At 63.2% G+C, this 17,552-nt stretch carries 21 protein-coding genes; 20 read left to right on the forward strand and 1 reads right to left on the reverse strand.

From position 1 onward, the window contains the following. The 16 genes from DXD48_RS08845 to hisE all read left to right on the forward strand — a co-directional run. Positions 1 to 582, forward strand: a 582-nt coding sequence (locus DXD48_RS08845) for an SIS domain-containing protein (RefSeq protein ID WP_370446305.1), incomplete at its 5' end; no start/stop codon positions are given. An 86-nt stretch (positions 583 to 668) separates the two neighbouring features. Next, positions 669 to 1,085 (forward strand): PTS sugar transporter subunit IIA, encoded by a 417-nt coding sequence (locus DXD48_RS08850; RefSeq protein ID WP_117564884.1) that lies wholly within the window; start codon positions 669 to 671, stop codon positions 1,083 to 1,085. A 16-nt stretch (positions 1,086 to 1,101) separates the two neighbouring features. Further along, entirely contained in the window at positions 1,102 to 1,572 is a 471-nt protein-coding gene (locus tag DXD48_RS08855; protein ID WP_117564885.1) for a PTS sugar transporter subunit IIB, read from the forward strand. 8 nt (positions 1,573 to 1,580) lie between these two features. Beyond that, positions 1,581 to 2,372, forward strand: coding sequence for a PTS sugar transporter subunit IIC (locus DXD48_RS08860; protein ID WP_117564886.1), 792 nt, complete (start codon positions 1,581 to 1,583; stop codon positions 2,370 to 2,372). Continuing rightward, positions 2,362 to 3,198 (forward strand): PTS system mannose/fructose/sorbose family transporter subunit IID, encoded by an 837-nt coding sequence (locus tag DXD48_RS08865; protein ID WP_117564887.1) that lies wholly within the window; start codon positions 2,362 to 2,364, stop codon positions 3,196 to 3,198. The genes DXD48_RS08860 and DXD48_RS08865 overlap by 11 nt, the downstream gene beginning before the upstream one ends. Positions 3,199 to 3,281: 83 nt before the next feature. Then, positions 3,282 to 4,118, forward strand: a complete 837-nt coding sequence (locus DXD48_RS08870; protein ID WP_117564888.1) for a sugar phosphate isomerase/epimerase — start codon at positions 3,282 to 3,284, stop codon at positions 4,116 to 4,118. A 326-nt stretch (positions 4,119 to 4,444) separates the two neighbouring features. Further along, a complete protein-coding gene (gene hisG / locus DXD48_RS08875) occupies positions 4,445 to 6,160 on the forward strand; it encodes an ATP phosphoribosyltransferase (RefSeq protein ID WP_117564889.1) in 1,716 nt (571 codons plus the stop codon). Between the two features lie 105 nt (positions 6,161 to 6,265). Next, positions 6,266 to 7,702 carry a histidinol dehydrogenase gene (hisD, locus tag DXD48_RS08880; protein ID WP_117564890.1) on the forward strand — a complete coding sequence of 479 codons (1,437 nt, stop codon included), beginning with the start codon at positions 6,266 to 6,268 and terminating at the stop codon, positions 7,700 to 7,702. A 1-nt stretch (position 7,703) separates the two neighbouring features. Then, complete coding sequence (hisC, locus tag DXD48_RS08885) at positions 7,704 to 8,819, forward strand: histidinol-phosphate transaminase (protein ID WP_199407938.1); 1,116 nt, start codon at positions 7,704 to 7,706, stop codon at positions 8,817 to 8,819. Then, positions 8,820 to 9,407, forward strand: coding sequence for an imidazoleglycerol-phosphate dehydratase HisB (gene hisB / locus DXD48_RS08890; RefSeq protein WP_117564892.1), 588 nt, complete (start codon positions 8,820 to 8,822; stop codon positions 9,405 to 9,407). 138 nt (positions 9,408 to 9,545) lie between these two features. After that, a complete protein-coding gene (locus DXD48_RS08895) occupies positions 9,546 to 10,247 on the forward strand; it encodes an imidazole glycerol phosphate synthase subunit HisH (RefSeq protein ID WP_117564893.1) in 702 nt (233 codons plus the stop codon). Next, positions 10,244 to 10,987 (forward strand): HisA/HisF-related TIM barrel protein, encoded by a 744-nt coding sequence (locus tag DXD48_RS08900; protein ID WP_117564894.1) that lies wholly within the window; start codon positions 10,244 to 10,246, stop codon positions 10,985 to 10,987. The genes DXD48_RS08895 and DXD48_RS08900 overlap by 4 nt, the downstream gene beginning before the upstream one ends. A gap of 3 nt (positions 10,988 to 10,990) precedes the next feature. Continuing rightward, on the forward strand, positions 10,991 to 11,773 hold the full coding sequence (gene hisF / locus DXD48_RS08905; protein WP_117564895.1) for an imidazole glycerol phosphate synthase subunit HisF: 783 nt from the start codon (positions 10,991 to 10,993) through the stop codon (positions 11,771 to 11,773). A 142-nt stretch (positions 11,774 to 11,915) separates the two neighbouring features. Then, positions 11,916 to 12,257 carry a phosphoribosyl-AMP cyclohydrolase gene (gene hisI / locus DXD48_RS08910; protein WP_117564896.1) on the forward strand — a complete coding sequence of 114 codons (342 nt, stop codon included), beginning with the start codon at positions 11,916 to 11,918 and terminating at the stop codon, positions 12,255 to 12,257. After that, entirely contained in the window at positions 12,254 to 12,481 is a 228-nt protein-coding gene (locus DXD48_RS08915) for a hypothetical protein (RefSeq protein WP_117564897.1), read from the forward strand. Before hisI ends, DXD48_RS08915 begins: the two co-directional genes overlap by 4 nt. A gap of 15 nt (positions 12,482 to 12,496) precedes the next feature. After that, positions 12,497 to 12,814, forward strand: a complete 318-nt coding sequence (hisE, locus tag DXD48_RS08920; RefSeq protein WP_117564898.1) for a phosphoribosyl-ATP diphosphatase — start codon at positions 12,497 to 12,499, stop codon at positions 12,812 to 12,814. 95 nt (positions 12,815 to 12,909) lie between these two features. Here the strand turns inward: hisE and DXD48_RS08925 are convergent, their stop codons facing one another. Continuing rightward, a complete protein-coding gene (locus DXD48_RS08925) occupies positions 12,910 to 13,821 on the reverse strand; it encodes a PHP domain-containing protein (protein WP_117564899.1) in 912 nt (303 codons plus the stop codon). Positions 13,822 to 14,013: 192 nt separating this feature from the next. Between DXD48_RS08925 and larC the strand changes: the two genes are divergently transcribed. The 4 genes from larC (at position 14,014) to eno (ending at position 17,445) form a co-directional block, all read left to right on the forward strand. Then, positions 14,014 to 14,499, forward strand: coding sequence for a nickel insertion protein (gene larC, locus DXD48_RS08930; RefSeq protein ID WP_233514981.1), 486 nt, complete (start codon positions 14,014 to 14,016; stop codon positions 14,497 to 14,499). Positions 14,500 to 14,554: 55 nt separating this feature from the next. Then, a complete protein-coding gene (gene yfcE / locus DXD48_RS08935; RefSeq protein ID WP_117564901.1) occupies positions 14,555 to 15,103 on the forward strand; it encodes a phosphodiesterase in 549 nt (182 codons plus the stop codon). A 2-nt stretch (positions 15,104 to 15,105) separates the two neighbouring features. Continuing rightward, the gene (gene mazG / locus DXD48_RS08940) at positions 15,106 to 15,966 is read left to right on the forward strand and encodes a nucleoside triphosphate pyrophosphohydrolase (RefSeq protein WP_117564902.1); all 861 of its coding nucleotides are present in this window, start codon (positions 15,106 to 15,108) and stop codon (positions 15,964 to 15,966) included. Positions 15,967 to 16,155: 189 nt separating this feature from the next. After that, the gene (gene eno, locus DXD48_RS08945; RefSeq protein WP_117564903.1) at positions 16,156 to 17,445 is read left to right on the forward strand and encodes a phosphopyruvate hydratase; all 1,290 of its coding nucleotides are present in this window, start codon (positions 16,156 to 16,158) and stop codon (positions 17,443 to 17,445) included. The last annotated feature ends 107 nt before the right edge of the window (positions 17,446 to 17,552 follow it).

Raw genomic sequence — 17,552 nt, forward strand, 5'->3', positions numbered from 1 at the left:
GCCGACTGCTTCGGCCTGCGCCTGCTCAACCGCCGCGGCTGCTTCCCGCAGTTCGATAAGTTCATCGAGCAGACCAAGGACGTTTGGACCCACCTGGTCGACATCCGCAAGAGCTTCGAGCCGCGCGCCGAGGAGCTCGCAAAGAAGTACGCCCTGGCCCCCTACACCATGTTCATCGGCTCCGGCGCCCTGTGGGGCGAGACGATCCTGTTCTCGATGTGCATCCTGGAGGAGATGCAGTGGAAGCGCACCCGCTACATCACCTCGGCCGACTTCTTCCACGGCACCCTCGAGCTCGTGGAGCCCGGCGTCCCCGTGTTCCTGTTCATGGGCGAGGACGAGAACCGCAAGCTCGACGAGCGCGTCCGCGCGTTCCTCAACCGCGGCGTGACCGGCGACACCGACATCAACATCATCGACACCGCCGAGTTCGCGATCCCCGGCCTTGACGACGAGTTCCGCGTCATCGTGTCTCCGTGGATCCTTTCCTCGCTGATCACCGATCGCCTTGCCGCTTACTACGAGACGGTCACCAAGCACAACCTCAACTACCGTCGCTACTATCACCAGTTCGACTACTAATAGTTGACCACTCATTTAAGAAGCACCCTGCCCGGGCGCATGCGTCCGGGCATTTTTATGCCGAAATTCGCTAGGAAGGGGATCGAATGAGGCAGTTTATCGTGGCGTCCCATGCTCATTTCGCGTCTGGAATCGTCGAGAGCATCGGCCTGCTTTCCGGTGAGCGCGAAAACGTCCATGCGCTCTCTATGTATGTCGACGGAAACGAGGACCTGTCCAAGGAGGCTGCAGCGATTCTGGACGGCTTTGCCGCGGACGACGAAGTTGTCGTGTGCACTGACCTCTTTGGCGGCAGCGTCAACAACGAGTTCACCAAGATCGTCCAGACGCGTCCCAACACGCACCTCGTGACCAATATGAACTTGCCACTCCTTATTCAGCTGCTGTTCGTACCCGATTCCACTCCGATCGACGAGGCCATTCGCCAGATCGTCGAGGCGGACGACACTAAGGTCAAGTACGTCAACGACCTGCTGGGGCAGGCCGAACTCGATGAGTTTTAATCGTTAGGAGCACATCATGATTCAGATGATTCGTGTAGATTATCGACTGCTTCACGGCCAGGTTGCCGTTAGCTGGACCTCGGCTCTGGGTGCCGACTGCATCCTGTTAGTGAGCGACACGGTCCTCAATGACAAGCTTCGTCTGCAGGCCCTGTCCCTTGCAAAGCCCGAAGGATGCAAGGTCGTCGTCAAAAACACCGAGGATGCTGTCAAGGCGCTCCAGAGCGGTGTGACCGATAAGTACAAACTCTTCGTGGTTTGCGAGACGATTCAGCAGGCCGGTGCCGTCGCCAAGGCGATGGGAGTCAAGAAGATCAACCTCGGCAACGTTGCCTTTAGCGAGAATGCCCGCCAGGTCTCGACGAGCGTGTTCCTCACGCCCGAGAACGAGGCCTACGTGAAGGAGCTGCTCGGCGAGGGCTATGAACTGTTCATTCAGATGATTCCGGCAGATGCGAAGACTGACGCCGCGAAGGTCATCGGTTAGGGGCCGTCATGGTTATCAAGACAATCCTGATTTTCCTTATTGCCCTTTTGGGTTATTCCGAGTGGCTGACGGGCACGAGCTACCTCCAGCGCCCGATCGTGCTCGGACCTCTGGTTGGCCTTGTCATGGGCGACATGGTGACCGGCACGATCATGGGCGCCACGATGGAGCTTGCCATGGTCGGCGCCATCTCGGTCGGCGCCTATAACCCGCCCGATACGATTTCCGGCACTATCCTGGGCGTATCTCTTGCCATGCAGGCCGGCGCGGACGCTTCGGCGGCCCTGACCCTGGGTATTCCTATCGCCACGATCGTCCTGGCGCTCGACACGGCCCTGGGCCAACCGGTCATGCTGCTGCTGGTGCACCGTATCGACAAAAACGTCGAGGACGGAGACACCAAGGCCATCACGCGCAACATGCTCATCGCCGGTTACGCGCAGAGCTGGTGCGGCCTGCTGATTATTCCCCTGGCATTCTTCTTTGGTGCCGATGCTGTTGCCAGCCTGCTCAACATCATCCCCGATTTCGTTCAGACCGGCATGGATGTCGCCGCCGCCTTCTTGCCCGCACTCGGCTTTGCGATGCTGGCGCAGATGATTATGAACAAAACAGTGGCTCCGTTCTTCTTCGCTGGCTTCTTCCTCGTCGCCTACTTTGGCATTAGCACGACGGGCGTGGCGATCTTTGCCGCGATCATCGTCGTCGCGATGACGGTTTTGGGTGATAAGAAAAAAGCGGAGCAGCCCGCAGCGGCAACCGAGGATCCTGCGATTGGGAGTGGGTTCGATGAGTTTTAAGTTTGAGTCTTCTTACGACGGGCTGATTTCCCGCGCAGACCTTAAGAAGCTGTTCTGGCGCTCGATTCCCTATGAGCATTCCTGGAACTACGAGCGTATGGGCCATATCGGCTTTATGTGGGCCCTTATGCCGATCCTTCGCAAGCTGTATCCGCAGGATGCGGACTTTAAGGCCGCCCTTAAGCGCCATATGGAGCTCTATAACGTCACGCCGTACATCTCGACGCTTCCCATGTCCATCGCCGCTGCAATGGAGGAGGTTAACGCTACTGACGATAGCTTTGACACGAGCGCGATCTCTAATGTCAAGCTTGCTTTGATGGGGCCGCTGTCCGGCGTGGGCGATGCTTTCTACTGGGGCACGCTGCGAATTTTGGCAACGGGTGTCGGCACGTCGCTGGCGCTGCAGGGCTCTATTCTTGGCCCGATTTTGTTCCTGCTCGTGTTCAACGTTCCTCACTACATCATCCGTTACCTGCTGACGTTTGTGGGATATCGCTTTGGCTCGGACATGATCAGCAAGGTCCAGGAATCGGGCATTATGGACACGATCGTCAAGATGGCCTCTATCATGGGCGCCATGGTGATCGGTGCTATGACCATGGAGATGGTCACCGTGGACATTCCGCTCATGGTCGGTGCGGGCGATGGTGCTCAGACGCTCGCCGAGCTGCTCAACGGAATCTTCCCGGGCTTTGTCACGATGGGGCTGTTTGGAATTGTCTATCTCATGCTCAAGAAGAAGATGAATCCGCTGCTCATCATGCTTGTGATCCTGCTCGTGAGTATCGCTGGCGCGTTCTTTGGAGTGCTTGGTGTCCAGTAGGGTATCCGTCATAATGAAAACAATGTAAGAGGGGGCGTCGCGCACACTGTGCTGCGGCGCCCTTTTGCCGAAAGGTGGACAAGATGGAGTATCCGCAGCTTGCCGTCATGAATATCAGCCATCGTTATTTTGACCTTGAGGAATTCTTTTCTTCGGCAGCGGCCTCGGGCTATACGTGTTGCGAGCTTTGGACCGGGGCGATGCATCTGTATGTCGATTGCCATGGATACGATTCGCTCGAGCGGGTACGGGAGCTGTCGCAGCGGTATGGGGTTCGGATTGTGGGGCTTTGTCCCGAACAGAACAACCCCAAGCCGTGGAATATCGCGGCGCGCGGGAATGAGGCGCGTGCCCGCACGCTCGCGTACTTTAAGAACGTTGTAGATATCGCGGCGGAACTTGGAGCCGAGCAGGTCATGGTCTCGAGCGGCTGGGCATTTTTGAACGAGCCGATCGAGGACGCGTGGGGTCGCAGCGCCTCGATGCTGCGTGCGATTGCCGAGCATGCGGGAGAGCGCGGCGTGCGACTGGTGCTCGAGGCCCTACAGCCGGTTGAGTCGATGATCGTGAACTCGGCGGCCGATACGAAGCGCATGATCGAGGCAGTTGATCATCCGGCACTTAAGGCGTGTCTGGATTTGGGCGCTATGGCGGTGGCGGGGGATACCATCGACGATTATTTCGATCTGCTTGGCGATGATGTCGCCCACGTGCATTTTGTCGATGTTGCGGCAGATGGCACGACGCATCTTGCTTGGGGTGACGGCGACCGCGATATGCGCGCCGACCTGGATAGGCTGGTGGCGCGCGGCTATCGCGGAGTTGTTTCGGCCGAGACCTATGATTGGCGCTATTTCGCCAATCCCGCGGCAGCCGACGCTCAGGTTATGGCGGAGTACCGACGCGCGATTGGCGCCTAAGTGGGACAGGGCGCCGAGTTGGCGTTTGACGCTTTTTGAGAAACGGGACGTGCTTTCCGCTTGAGGCTTCTGGCGGAAAGCACGTCCCAGAACAGGCGCTCAGAATGGGACACACTTTCCGCTGAGGACCTCAACCGGAAACCGCATCCCAGTTTTTGGCTGGCGGGCGGGACGCGCTTTCCCCTATGTTTCCAAATGAATACGCTATGAGCCGAGGAGGACGATTCTCCCCGCAAACACTCTAGTATGCTAAAGTACCCAGAAGACCGGCGGAGCTATGCCGGTCTTCTGCTCTATATGAAACACAGCATGAGGAGGCTCACCAGATGACGGCCACACCGTGGGGATTCCGGGACATATTGCCCGAGGAGGCTCAGGCGCGCGAGGAGATTGCGCTGACGGTGAAGGGCTGCTTCAGGGAGCATCATTACCTTCCGGTCGAGACGCCGCTGCTCGAGGACAAGGGCTCGCTCGAGGAGGGCGGCCGCATTGCGGACACCCCGTTTAAGCTCTTTGATGACGACGGTCGCCTGCTGGTGGTCCGTCCCGACAACACGCTGCCGATCGTGCGCTTGGTTTCGACCCGCATGCGCGCGGCCGATCTGCCGCTGCGCCTTCGCTACGAGGCACCGGTGGTTCGCGAGTGCCAACGCAATGCCGGTGGCTCGCGTCAGTTTACTCAGCTGGGCCTTGAACTTATCGGTGCGGGCGATGTCGCGGGCGATGTCGAGATCGTCTCGCTGGTGGCGGAGGCTATGCGCAAGCTGGCGCTGCCCGATGCGCGCATTATCGCGGGCAGCGTGCGTCCGTTTAAGGAACTGCTCGCGGCGTGCGAGGATCGCGAACTGGCTGCCGAGGCATTGCGTTGCGTGCACGCCAACGACTTTGTGGGCCTCGATGCCCGTGTGGCGGCAAGCGCCGAGCCCGAGGCCGTCAAGGCCGCCATTAGCGAGCTGCCGCGCTTGCACGGCGGCGCCGAGGTATTCGACCGCGTCGACGCGCTGCTGGCGGCGGCGGGCATCGTCGCGCCGCTGACGCGCGAGATGCGTGCCCTGGTTGATGGTCTGGCTCCCGAGGACGCCCAGGTGCTGTCCTTCGATTTCTCCATCATGAACTCTTTTGATTACTACACGGGCCTGGTTTTTAAGGCCTATGCCGGTGGCCTGCCCGATCCGGTGGGCTCGGGCGGTCGCTACGACTCCATCTTTACCGGTGCGTTCGGCGACGGCATCGAGGTGCCGGCGGCGGGCTTTGCCTTTTCGCTCGAGCGTCTGGAAGCCGCGCGCACCTCGGCCGAGGACGCTGCTTCCGATGGTGACCATGCCGTGGGCCGTGGCGCCGAGGGTCCGCTGCGTATCGCCGTGCCCAAGGGCTCGCTCAAGGCCGATACGCTCGATGTGCTCGAGGCCGCGGGCTTGGACGTCTCTGAGCTGCGCGATCCCGGCCGTCACCTGATCGTGCGTGGTCGCGACACACGTGCCGGCGAGGGCACGGTCGGCGATATCGAATTTGTCATCGTGCGTCCCAGCGACGCGCCCGCTTTTGTGGGCTGCGGCGGTGCCGACTGTGGCATCTGCGGCTGGGACTCGCTTATCGAGGCAGACCTCAACCTGCTGCAGCTGGTCGATCTGGGCTACGGCCTGTGCACCTTTATCGAGGCGGAGCCCGCGTGGCGCGCCGGCCAGGCCGAGCGCAACTATGCCCGCCGTGGGTCGCTTCGCGTGGCCACCAAGTATCCGCGCATCGCGAGTGCCTGGTATGCCGAGCGCGGCGTGAACGCCGACATTGTCTCGCTGCACGGCAACATCGAGCTGGGCCCCATTGTCGGCATGACCGATCGCATCGTGGATATTACCGCCACGGGCGCCACACTGCGCGATAACGACCTGGTCATCACCGGCCGCATCATGGACTGCACGGCCCGCTTCTTCGTCAACCCGGGTGCCGCTCGCTTGGATCCGCGCGTACGCAATCTGGCAGATCGCTTGGCGGCAGCCGTGAAGGACAAGCATTTTGAGCCCGTTGCGGGCTCGGCACAATAGCGCGAGCACGCACGGGCGCCCCAACGTCCGGGCGGCGGGCCGACTGGCGCCGCCGCCCGGTCTCTCGTTTTTCGAACACAACCTCGACCGATAGGGGATACCGAAATGAAGACCATCAAGCTTGCTCCCGGTGAGCGCCTCGTTACCAACCAGCTCAACCGTAAGGGCGTGCTGCCGCAAAACATCGTCGACGCCGCTCGCGATATCGTGGCCAACGTGCGTGCCAACGGCGATGCCGCGGTGCGCGATTACTGCCAGCGTTTTGACGGTGTTGAGCTGCAGAGCTTCCGTCTGCCGCAGGAGCAGATCGATGCCGCGCTCGAAGGCCTCGATCCGGCCTTTGTCGCCGCGCTCGAAAAGGCTGCGCGCCAGATTCGCGAGTTCCACCAGCGCGAGGTCGAGCAGAGCTGGTTTACCACGCGCCCGGACGGCACGATGCTCGGCGTTAAGGTGACCCCGCTTGCTGCGGCCGGCATCTACGTGCCGGGCGGTCGCGCGCAGTACCCTTCCACCGTGCTTATGAACGCCATTCCCGCCAAGGTTGCCGGCGTTGAGCGCGTGGTCATGGTGACCCCGCCGCAAAAGGATGGACTGATTAGCCCGTATACGCTCGCGGCGGCCAAGCTCGGCGGCGTGGACGAAATCTATATGGTGGGCGGCGCCCAGGCCGTGGCCGCGCTGGCGTACGGCACCGAGACCATTCCGCGCGTCGACAAAATTACCGGCCCAGGTAACGCCTTTGTTGCCGCGGCCAAGCAGATCGTCTCGGGTGACGTGGGTGTCGATATGGTCGCCGGTCCCTCCGAGGTCTGCGTGCTGGCCGACGCCACGGCCAAGCCTATGGTGGTCGCGGCAGACCTGATGGCCCAGGCCGAGCACGATCCGCTGGCAGCCTGCTATCTGGTGACTTGCGACGAGCAGTTTGCGCGCGAGGTCGAGGCTGGCATTGACATCCTGGTGGCGCAGTCGCCGCGTGCCGAGATCACGCGTGCTTCGCTCGACAACGAAGGCACCATCGTGGTGGCCGCCGATATGGCTGCCGCCGTCGAGGCCGTGAACACCGTGGCGCCCGAACACCTGGAGCTGCACTGCAAGGATGCAATGGGCCTGCTTGGCGGCATTCGCAACGCCGGCGCCATCTTTGTGGGCGCTTGGAGCTCCGAGCCGCTTGGCGATTATGTTGCTGGCCCCAACCACACGCTGCCGACCGGCGGCACGGCCCTGTTCTCCAACCCGCTTTCGGTCGAAGAGTTCGTTAAGCGCTCGAGCGTCATTTGCTATACGCCCGAGGGCCTGCTCTCCGACGCTCCCGCTACGCAGCGCCTGGCCGAGGCCGAGGGCCTGTGGGCACACGCGCTTTCCGCCGCTCTGCGTCGCCGTGTGCTGGAGCAGGGCGAGGATGCCGTGAGTGCCGAGTCGCTGGCCGCGGCCGACCTGACCAAGGTTGCCTGGCCGGGCGACGCCGTGGCGACGGTTGCCGAGGGCGTGGACCTGGCGGCTGCGGGCGCGGATGGCGCCGGTGCGACCGGCGGGGAGGCCTAATATGGCCGAGCTGACGCCCCGCATGAAGGAGCTCGTCCAGCCCTACTTGGCCGGCATTGAGCCCTACGATCCCAACTTTACGCCCACGCGCATCAACCTTTCGGCCAACGAGAACACCTATCCCGTGTCGGCTGGCGTGCGCGAGGCGGTCGACGCCGCCCTGGCCGCTACACCGCTCAACCGCTATCCCGATCCCATGTCCAACGATCTGCGCGACGAGCTTGCCGCTTGGCATGGTGTGGCGCGCGAGAATGTCTGCGTGGGCAACGGCGGCGACGAGCTGCTCTATAACTGCCTGCTGGCGTTTGGCGGCGCGGGGAGGACCCTGCTCAACTGCCCGCCGTGCTTTAGCGAGTATGCGTTCTTTGCGTCTCTGTGCCAGACTGAAGTGCGCGATGTGTGGCGCGACCCGGCGACCTTTGAGCTCGACCAAGCGGCTGTGCTCGCAGCGGCGCCCGAGTGCAACCTGGCAATCGTGACCTCGCCCAATAATCCCACGGGCGATGTGGTGCCGCTCGACTTTGTCGCGGCCCTGTGCGATGCATGCCCCGGCATGGTGATGGTCGACGAGGCCTATGTTGAGTTTGCCGACGATTCGTTTGGCGCGGCAACCACGGCGCAAGGCCTTATCGCCGAGCATCCCAACCTGGTGATTCTGCACACGCTGTCCAAGGCGTTCGGCGCCGCCGGCACGCGTCTGGGCTATGTGATCGCGGCGCCCGAGGTCATCGATGTGTTCGCGGCGATTCGCCAGATCTATTCGGTCAATGTGCTGAGCCAGGCCGCAGCGCTTGCCTGCGTGCGTGCCCGCGATGCGTATGCACCCGTGGTGGCGCAAGTTACATCCGAGCGCGAGCGCGAGTTGTGCGCCCTGCGCGCAATGGCTGCCGAGGGCATGCCCGTGGAGGCATGGCCGAGCGCGGCGAATTTTGTGCTCGTGCGCACGCCGCATGCCACGCGCGTGCGCGAGCGTCTGCGCGACGAGTATTCGATTCTGGTGCGCGACTTTAGCTACGCGCCGGGGCTCGCGGACTGCCTGCGCATTACCGTGGGCACCCCGCAGGAAAACGACGAGGTGCTGGCCGCGTTTGCCGCGCTGGTGAAGGAGGAGATGTAGATGGACCGCTATGCCGAGGTAACCCGCAAGACGGGCGAGACCGACATTGTCGTAAAGCTCGACCTGGACGGAAGCGGCGTGTGCGATATCTCGACCGGCGTGCCGTTTTTCGACCACATGCTCAACGCTTTTGGCCGCCATGGTCTGTTCGATCTGACGGTGCACGCGGTGGGCGACGTGGAGGTCGATGCGCACCACACCGTCGAGGACACGGGTATTGTGCTGGGCGAGGCGTTTTGTCAGGCGCTGGGCGACAAGGCGGGCATTACGCGCTTTGCCGACGCGGCGATCGCCATGGACGAGACGCTTGTGATGGCTGCTGTTGATATTTCGGGCCGCGGGCAGGCCTACTGCGAGCTGCCCGTGCCCACCGAGCGCGTGGGCAGCTTTGATACCGAGCTGGCCGTCGAGTTCTTCTACGCCTTTGCGCGCGACGCCAGGCTCACGCTGCACGTGCGCGAGCTGGCGGGCGGTAACTCGCATCACATTATCGAGGCCGCCTTTAAGGCCGTGGGCCGCACGATGCGTCACGCCTGCGAGCTCGATCCCCGCGTGCAGGGCATCCCCAGCACCAAGGGCTCACTGTAACCTGCCAAAAAGGGACAGGTTTATTTTGGCAGGTTTTATCTGCGGGAATGCTGTCTCATGTGGTGGGTGAACGTTTAACCGACCAAAATAAACCTGTCCCCTTTTTGGCGGGTTTTGAATGGGAAAAGGGAGGGTCGCGTGGGCGAACCGAAGATCGTGGTGGTCGACTACCACAAGGGCAACTTGTCGAGCGTCGTGCGCGGGCTTGCGCGCGCCGGTGCCGCCGCCTGCACGTCGGACGATCCGGAGCAGATCCGCAACGCCGATGGCCTGGTCATCCCGGGCGTGGGCGCGTTCTATGACGCGATCGCCTTTATGCGCCAGAGCGGCGAGGAGGCGGCCGTGCTCGATGCCGTTGCCGCCGGAACTCCGCTGCTCGGCATCTGCCTGGGCCTTCAGCTGTTTTTTGAGCGCGGCAACGAGGGCGTGCCGGCGGACGAGGGCGCGGACGCGGACGACGATGCCTCCGAGCAGGCCGGTGGTCCCTGGGTCGATGGCCTGGGTATTATGCGCGGTTCGTGCACGCGCTTGGAGTCGAGCCGCCTGAAGGTGCCGCACGTGGGCTGGGACCAGGTGCACATGACGCCTGCCGGCGCGGCCGATCCGCTGCTTGCCGGTTTTGCCGAGGGCGCCAACATGTACTTTACCCACAGCTACGCGGTGGCCGACAACGCCGATGCCACCGATGTGCTGGCGCGCACGCACTACACGCGGAGCTTTCCGTGCATCGTGCGCCATGGCAACGTGTGGGGCTGCCAGTTCCATCCCGAGAAATCCTCCGCGCTGGGTCAGCGCATTCTTAAGAACTTCGTGAGCATCGTCGAGGGGGCCGGCCGATGATTCTGTTTCCCGCAATCGATTTGATCGGCGGCAAGGTTGTGCGCTTGGAGCGCGGCGACCGGAGCCGCTGCAAGGTATATTCCGACGACCCCGTGGCCGTCGCCCGCTCGTTTGCCGAGCAGGGCGCAAGCTGGGTGCATGTCGTCGACCTGTCCGCTGCCTTTGGCGAGGACGAGGGCGCATGTGCCGCCAACTCGACGGCGATTAAGGCCATCTGCGGCGTCGACGGTCTGTCCGTGGACGTGGGCGGCGGCGTCCGCTCGCTCGCGCGCATCGACGAGCTGGCCGGCTATGGCGCTCGCCGCATTGCGCTGGGCACCGTGCTGGTGACCGAGCCGGGTTTTGCCGAGGTGGCAGCCCAAGGCTTTGGCGAGCTGCTGGTCGCCGACATTGCCGCACGCTACGGCCAGGTTAAGGTGAACGGCTGGCGCGACGGCGCGGGCGTGGCGTTCGACGATGCCGTGGCGCAGCTTACCGAGCTGGGCTTTAAGCATCTGGTGTATACCGACATCGCGCGTGATGGCATGCAGACGGGCATCGACGTGGCGGCATATCGCCATGTGGCGCAGGTCGCGGGCTTTCCCGTCGTGGCGTCGGGCGGTATCTCGACGCTCGGCGATATCCGCGCGCTAGCCGCGGTGGGCGAGGACGCCATCGAGGGTGCTATCACCGGTCGTGCGCTCTACGAGGGTAACTTTACGCTGGCCCAGGCGCTGGCCGCCGCCCGAGGGGAGGAGTAGCCCATGCTTACCAAACGCGTAATTCCCTGTCTGGATGTTAAGGACGGCCGCGTGGTCAAGGGCGTCAACTTTGTGAGCCTGCGCGATGCGGGCGACCCGGTGGAGCTGGCCCGCGCCTACGACCGCGAGGGTGCAGACGAGGTCGTTTTTTTGGACATTACCGCGACGAGCGACAACCGCGCGACGACCATCGAGATGGCGGCGCACGCGGCCGAGGAGCTCGCTATTCCCTATACCGTGGGCGGCGGTTTCCGCGACTTGGCGGGCATGCGGACCATGGTTGCCGCCGGTGCCGACAAGGTGTCGCTTAACTCTGCCGCCGTGCGCGATCCGTCGTTGATCAGCCAGGCCGCCGCGGCGTTTGGCAGCCAGGCCGTGGTCGTGGCGATCGATGCCAAGCGCGTCGGCTTGCCCGGCGAGCCAGATGCCGACAAGTGGGAGGTCTTCACGGCGGGCGGCCGCAACGCCACAGGTATCGATGCGGTGGCGTGGGCCGAGGAGGCGGCTCGTCGCGGCGCCGGCGAAATCCTACTGACCAGCATGGACCGCGACGGCACCAAGGCCGGCTTTGACCTGGCGCTCACTCGCGCCGTGGCGCGCGCGGTACCGATTCCCGTCATCGCGAGCGGCGGCGTGGGTACGCTCGAGCATTTTGCCGAGGGTGTGATTGAGGGCGAGGCCGATGCCGTGTTGGCGGCGAGCGTCTTTCACTTTGGAACCTTCAGCATCCGCCAGGTGAAGGAGTATATGGCGTCGCAGGGCATCCCTGTGAGATTGGACTTCTAGCGCTGCGGCTTGCCCAGGCACCCGACCTTCCGGCTCCAACCCTCCTCGCGTACTTAAGTACGCGTCGTCGGGCTTGTCGCTCGGAATCTCGGGCACCTGGACAACCCTCGCCGACCGGCGATGTTTAAATTGGGGAATTGAAATGAGAGAAATTACTACTCCAGCGGATCTTAAATACGACGCCCGCGGGCTCATTCCTTGTGTGGTTCAGCAGTATGACACTGGTGAGGTGCTTATGGTCGCTTGGATGAACGAGGAGTCGGTGGGGCTGACGCTCAAGACCGGCACCACGTGGTTTTGGAGCCGTAGCCGCCAGGAGCTCTGGAACAAGGGCGCGACGAGCGGCAATATGCAGGAGGTCAAGGAGCTCTGGGCCGACTGCGATAGCGATACGCTGCTGGTCAAGGTCGACTCGCCGGGTCCGGCCTGCCATACCGGCAACCGTACCTGCTTCTTTAAGCGCGTGGAAGGGGGAGTGCGATGAAGATCGTGACGCCGTTCGAAGTCGCCGACTGCAACACCGAGCTCCTCCGCGCGGGCGTGCCATGCCGCGTGCACCTGACCGATGCCTGTGGGGCGCAGTCGCTTTGGCTCGAGGCCCAGAAGGAAAGGCTCGATGAGGCCCATGCCGTCATCGTCGAGTTTTTTGAGAAAAAGGGCGCAAAGCCTCGGTTCGATGAGACCGGTACCTACTTTACGCTGCAGTAACGAGAGGAAATAACCATGGGAGTCAGAACAGCTAACGTGCAGCCGGGAAACATCGGCGAGACGCTGACGGGGCTGGCCGAGGTGATTCACGGTCGTCGCGATGTGTCGCCGGAGGAGAGCTATACTGCCCGCCTGCTGACCGATGTCGAGGACGAGCTGCTCAAGAAGCTTGCCGAGGAGGCGAGCGAGGTCATCATGGCCTGCAAGGATAACGACCACGATCACATTCGCTACGAGGCCGGCGACCTGATCTATCACCTGCTCGTGACGCTCGAGCGCTACGGCATCACCCTCGATGAGTTGGCCGGCGAACTCAACGCCCGCCGCCACTAGTCAAGCTTTTGGTGCAAGGGGGACAGGATACTTTGCGCCAAATGATCCGTTTTCCTCCGTCCCCAACGGATCAACCGCAACTTATGAAGGGATGGCTAGGCGAGGGGCGTGGGTTCCCATTCGCCGGTGGCGTGGGGGATGTCGAAGGTTCGGTAGCCGCAGTCGTAGGCGTGTGCCTGGGCCGCGCGGATGTTCCAGCAGATATCGCAGGCGCGGTGCGCGTCCGAGCCAAAGGTAATGGGCACCTCGGCATGGGCAAAGCAGCGCAAAAGGCCGGTCGCGGGATAGTAGTCGTCGAGGCCCTTGCGCGGCGCGGCGGTCGAGACCTCGACACGGCGACCAGTGTCGTGAGCGCACTCGGCCATCTGCCTCCAAAACGGCGCGGGGTCAAAGTCGGGCGCGAAGCCTTCCTTCGAAAAACGCATGACCAGGTCGGGATGGGCCATCACGTCAAAGTTGAGCGAGCTTTCGCAGGCGCGGCACCAGTCGTCGACGTAGCGCTCCCACACGCCGCGCACGCCTAAGTTTTCCCAAACATGCAGGTCGGTGTCATCGTCGATCCAACCGCAGCGCGAATCGGGTGTATCGGGACGAGCGACGTCCTCTGTCCCCGTCGTGCCCGCAGCGCCTGCCGCAATATCGCCCGGGTTGCCAATCCAATGTACGCTGCCCAGGCGCACGACGGCGCCCCGGGACCAGCGCTCGACCAAAGGCTCGCAGCCTTCGTACCAATCGCACTCAAAGCCATAGATAAGCTCGAGTTTCGGCGCGATCTGCGCGGCAAGCTTGCGGGCATCCTCAAAAGCCAGACGATGTGCCGGCAGGTCGCCCTCGGTAACCTGTACCTCGCAATTGGCGTCCATGCTGGCGGGCAGGGTGAGGTGGTCAGTCGAGACCATAACGCGGCAACCGGCCGCAGCAGCGGCGCGGACGTTGTCCTCAAACGAGGCGTGCCCGTCCGAGAACGAGGTGTGGGTATGGCAATCGACCAGCGGGCAAGCAGACATGGCGACTCCTTTGCGTCAAGCGAATCCGCTCCATTGTAGCGGCGCAACTCTCAAAACGCCGGGCACGTCGGGGGTCGAAATCGATTGGATAGGGGCGAGGGCGGCAACGGACGAAAGTCACGCCTGTGCCACGTCCGATGTGTTAGCGTTTGGATGAACAAAACGAGCCCGTGCGGAAAGGAGCCGGACCGTATGCCATGCGATAGCAAATCTCCGCTGTCCCGCGAGACCGATGCGCCCGAGACCATCGTCAAGCTGGAATGCGATATCGACGACGCGTCGCCCGAGGTGCTCGCCTACGCCGCCGACCGCCTGCGCGAGGCCGGTGCGCGCGAGGTGCATTGGCTGCCCCTCTATTGCAAGAAGGGCCGCCCCGGCTGGCAGCTGCAGGTAATCTGCACCCACGAGGATATCGAGCGCCTGCAGACGATTATCTTTTTGGAGACCACGACCAATGGCATCCGCCGCCAGGTTATGGAGCGCGTTTGCCTGCCACGCCGCTTTGAGCGCGTAGCGACGCCATGGGGCGAGGTATCCGTTAAAGTGTCCACTCTGCCCGACGGCAGCGAGCGCGCGGCGCCCGAGTACGAAGACTGCGCCCGTCTTGCCCGCGAGCACGACGTGCCGCTCCAGCGCGTGATACAAGCGGCCCAGAGCGCGGCACTGCGATTTGAGTAGCGCGGCCGGCGACATCCAGCGCCCAGCCCCATCAACCCCACCCGAAAGGACCACCATGAAATACCTCATCGCCTCCGACATCCACGGCTCGGCATACTGGACCGAGCGCCTGGTCGCCGCCATCGAATCCGAGCAGCCCGACCGCATCGTCCTGCTGGGCGACCTGCTCTACCACGGTCCGCGCAACGACCTGCCGCGCGACTACGCCCCCAAGCGTGTGATTCCGCTGCTCAACGCCCTGGCCGACCGCATCATCGCGGTGCGCGGCAACTGCGACGCCGAGGTCGACCAGATGGTGCTCGACTTCCCCGTCATGGCCGACTACGCCACGCTGTTCGACGAGACCGGCCGCGAGCTGTTCCTGACGCACGGCCACGTTTTTGGCGCCGGCATGCACAACAGCGTCGACCGCGCGCCCGCGCTGCCCGAGGGCTCCGCGCTCGTCTACGGCCACACGCACATCAAAGTTAACGAGGAGAGCGCCGCGCACCCGGGCCTGTGGCTCTTCAACCCCGGCAGCGTGAGCATCCCCAAGGACGGCACGCACAGCTACGGCATCTACGAGGGCGGCACGTTCCGTCACGTGATCCTGGAGGAGGAATAACCATGGCGCAGCACATGGCTCAGCAAAATACCGAGGGTTCGCGCGATCTGTCCACGCTGGTAGACGCGTCGGCCGAGCTGCAGCATCTGGTGCAGACCATTTGGCGCTTGCGTCAGCCCGACGGCTGCCCGTGGGACCGCGAGCAGACGCACCGAAGCATTGGCAAAAACATGATCGAGGAGGCGTACGAGGCGCTCGATTGCATCGAGGCGGACGACGTGGCGCATCTGCGCGAGGAGCTCGGCGACGTGCTCATGCAGGTAGTGTTGCATGCGCAGATTGCGGCGGACGCCGGAGAGTTTACGCTGGTCGACGTGGCACACGATATCGACGCCAAGCTCATTCGCCGTCATCCGCACGTGTTTGGCGATGCGGATGCCGATAGCTCCGACGAGGTACTCAAGATTTGGGACGAGGTCAAGCTTGCCGAGAAGGCCGCCAAGGACAAGGCCGTGGCGGCGGGCGAGGCTGCGCCCGAGGGCCTGCTCGACGGCGTGCCCACGCATCTGCCGGCGCTGATGCAGGCTCAGAAGGTGTCGCGCAAGGCGGCTGCCGTGGGCTTTGAGTGGGAGACGGTCCAGGATGTGTGGGACGAGGTAGCCGAGGAGCGTGCCGAGTTTGAGGCTGAGGCTCCCGGCTCGCCCGAGCGCGAGATGGAGTTTGGCGACCTGCTCTTTGCCCTGGTCAACGTTGCGCGCAAGGAGGGAGTCGACGCCGAGAGCGCCCTGCGTGCCAGCACGGCAAAGTTCCGCCGTCGCTGGGCTGCGATGGAGCAGATGGCGGCCGACGCCCACGTTGATCTGGCCGAGCTTTCGACCCACGGCCTCAATGACCTCTGGGATGCCGCAAAGGCAGAGGAGTAAGACTGCGGGGGCGACGGGACGGACTTGTCCCATCGCCCCTATTATTTTTTAAAAAGATTGTATCCCTTGGCTAACTTAGGGCATAATGCAAAAAGTGCGATAAGGCTAACTTATGAACCTGCGCGCCACTGTAGCGTGCAAGCCGTGTCGCCAAGCATTCAACCCGTTTCCAAGTGAGAGGGAGACAACATGAGCGATATTTTGGACGTCTACGGTCGCGAGGTGCTCGACAGCCGCGGCAATCCCACTGTCGAGGTCGAGGTCGTGCTCGAGGACGGTAGCTTTGGCCGCGCAATGGTGCCTTCGGGCGCTTCGACCGGTGCCTTTGAGGCCTGCGAGCTGCGCGATGGCGACAAGGGCCGCTACCTGGGCAAGGGCGTTTCGCAGGCCGTCGAGCACGTCAATAACGAGTGCGCTAACGCCGTCGTGGGCCTCGACGCCTTCGACCAGCGCGCCGTCGATGCCGCGCTGATCGCCGCGGACGGTACCCCCAACAAGACCAAGCTCGGTGCCAACGCCATCCTGGGCGTGTCGCTGGCCGTTGCCCGCGCCGCTGCCGAGTCGGCGGGCCTGTCGCTGTACCAGTACCTGGGCGGCGTCAACGCTCATCTGCTGCCCACGCCCATGATGAACATCCTCAACGGCGGCGTGCATGCCGACAATAACGTCGACTTCCAGGAGTTCATGATCATGCCGGTGGGCGCCCCGAGCTTTGCCGAGGGTCTGCGTTGGTGTGCCGAGGTCTACCACACCCTCAAGGGCGTGCTGCACGAGGCGGGCCTTGGCGGCGGCGTGGGCGACGAGGGTGGCTTTGCCCCCAACCTCAAGACCAATGCCGAGCCGTTCGAGTACATCACCAAGGCCGTGGAGAAGGCCGGCTTTAAGCCTGGCGTCGACTTCATGTACGCCATGGACCCGGCCTCGACCGAGTTCTACAACGCCGAGACCGGCATGTACGAGCTCAAGGGCGAGGGTGTGGAGTACACGAGTGCCCAGATGGTTGATTACTGGGAGAAGCTCGTCGACACCTACCCCATCATCTCCATCGAGGATGGCATGGCCGAGGAGGACTGGGACGGCTGGGTCGAGCTTACCCGTCGCATTGGCAACAAGGTGCAGCTGGTGGGCGACGACCTGTTCGTCACCAACACCGAGCGCCTCAAGAAGGGCATCGAGCTGGGTGCCGCCAACGCTATCCTGGTCAAGGTCAACCAGATCGGTACGCTCACCGAGTCGCTCGAGGCCATCGAGACCGCCAAGGAGGCCGGTTACGCCTGCATCGTGAGCCACCGCTCCGGCGAGACCGAGGATTCCACGATTGCCGACCTGGTCGTGGGCGTCAATGCCGGCCAGATCAAGTCGGGCGCCCCGTGCCGCAGCGACCGTATCGCCAAGTACAACCAGCTCATCCGCATCGAGGACGAGCTCGAGGGCAGCGCGCGCTACGCCGGCAAGGCCGCGTTCTATAACATTCGCTAGATAGACGAGCCTGGTGGGGAGGGGATGGACTCGGCTTCGCCCCGCTCCAGCTAGACGCTACAGAGTTCTGTCGGGCGCTGGGCCATATGGCTCAGCGCCTTTTTTAT

It is taken from the genome of Collinsella sp. TM05-37, from assembly GCF_003436455.1.
Lineage (GTDB): Bacteria > Actinomycetota > Coriobacteriia > Coriobacteriales > Coriobacteriaceae > Collinsella.

What these genes read in the sequence shown, in the direction of transcription:
- DXD48_RS08850 (WP_117564884.1), top strand. Translation starts at nt 669, where the DNA reads ATGAGGCAGTTTATCGTGGCGTCCCATGCTCATTTCGCGTCTGGAATC.
- DXD48_RS08855 (WP_117564885.1), top strand. Translation starts at nt 1,102, where the DNA reads ATGATTCAGATGATTCGTGTAGATTATCGACTGCTTCACGGCCAGGTT.
- DXD48_RS08860 (WP_117564886.1), top strand. Translation starts at nt 1,581, where the DNA reads ATGGTTATCAAGACAATCCTGATTTTCCTTATTGCCCTTTTGGGTTAT.
- DXD48_RS08865 (WP_117564887.1), top strand. Translation starts at nt 2,362, where the DNA reads ATGAGTTTTAAGTTTGAGTCTTCTTACGACGGGCTGATTTCCCGCGCA.
- DXD48_RS08870 (WP_117564888.1), top strand. Translation starts at nt 3,282, where the DNA reads ATGGAGTATCCGCAGCTTGCCGTCATGAATATCAGCCATCGTTATTTT.
- hisG (WP_117564889.1), top strand. Translation starts at nt 4,445, where the DNA reads ATGACGGCCACACCGTGGGGATTCCGGGACATATTGCCCGAGGAGGCT.
- hisD (WP_117564890.1), top strand. Translation starts at nt 6,266, where the DNA reads ATGAAGACCATCAAGCTTGCTCCCGGTGAGCGCCTCGTTACCAACCAG.
- hisC (WP_199407938.1), top strand. Translation starts at nt 7,704, where the DNA reads ATGGCCGAGCTGACGCCCCGCATGAAGGAGCTCGTCCAGCCCTACTTG.
- hisB (WP_117564892.1), top strand. Translation starts at nt 8,820, where the DNA reads ATGGACCGCTATGCCGAGGTAACCCGCAAGACGGGCGAGACCGACATT.
- DXD48_RS08900 (WP_117564894.1), top strand. Translation starts at nt 10,244, where the DNA reads ATGATTCTGTTTCCCGCAATCGATTTGATCGGCGGCAAGGTTGTGCGC.
- hisF (WP_117564895.1), top strand. Translation starts at nt 10,991, where the DNA reads ATGCTTACCAAACGCGTAATTCCCTGTCTGGATGTTAAGGACGGCCGC.
- hisI (WP_117564896.1), top strand. Translation starts at nt 11,916, where the DNA reads ATGAGAGAAATTACTACTCCAGCGGATCTTAAATACGACGCCCGCGGG.
- DXD48_RS08915 (WP_117564897.1), top strand. Translation starts at nt 12,254, where the DNA reads ATGAAGATCGTGACGCCGTTCGAAGTCGCCGACTGCAACACCGAGCTC.
- hisE (WP_117564898.1), top strand. Translation starts at nt 12,497, where the DNA reads ATGGGAGTCAGAACAGCTAACGTGCAGCCGGGAAACATCGGCGAGACG.
- DXD48_RS08925 (WP_117564899.1), bottom strand. Translation starts at nt 13,821, where the DNA reads ATGTCTGCTTGCCCGCTGGTCGATTGCCATACCCACACCTCGTTCTCG.
- larC (WP_233514981.1), top strand. Translation starts at nt 14,014, where the DNA reads ATGCCATGCGATAGCAAATCTCCGCTGTCCCGCGAGACCGATGCGCCC.
- yfcE (WP_117564901.1), top strand. Translation starts at nt 14,555, where the DNA reads ATGAAATACCTCATCGCCTCCGACATCCACGGCTCGGCATACTGGACC.
- mazG (WP_117564902.1), top strand. Translation starts at nt 15,106, where the DNA reads ATGGCGCAGCACATGGCTCAGCAAAATACCGAGGGTTCGCGCGATCTG.
- eno (WP_117564903.1), top strand. Translation starts at nt 16,156, where the DNA reads ATGAGCGATATTTTGGACGTCTACGGTCGCGAGGTGCTCGACAGCCGC.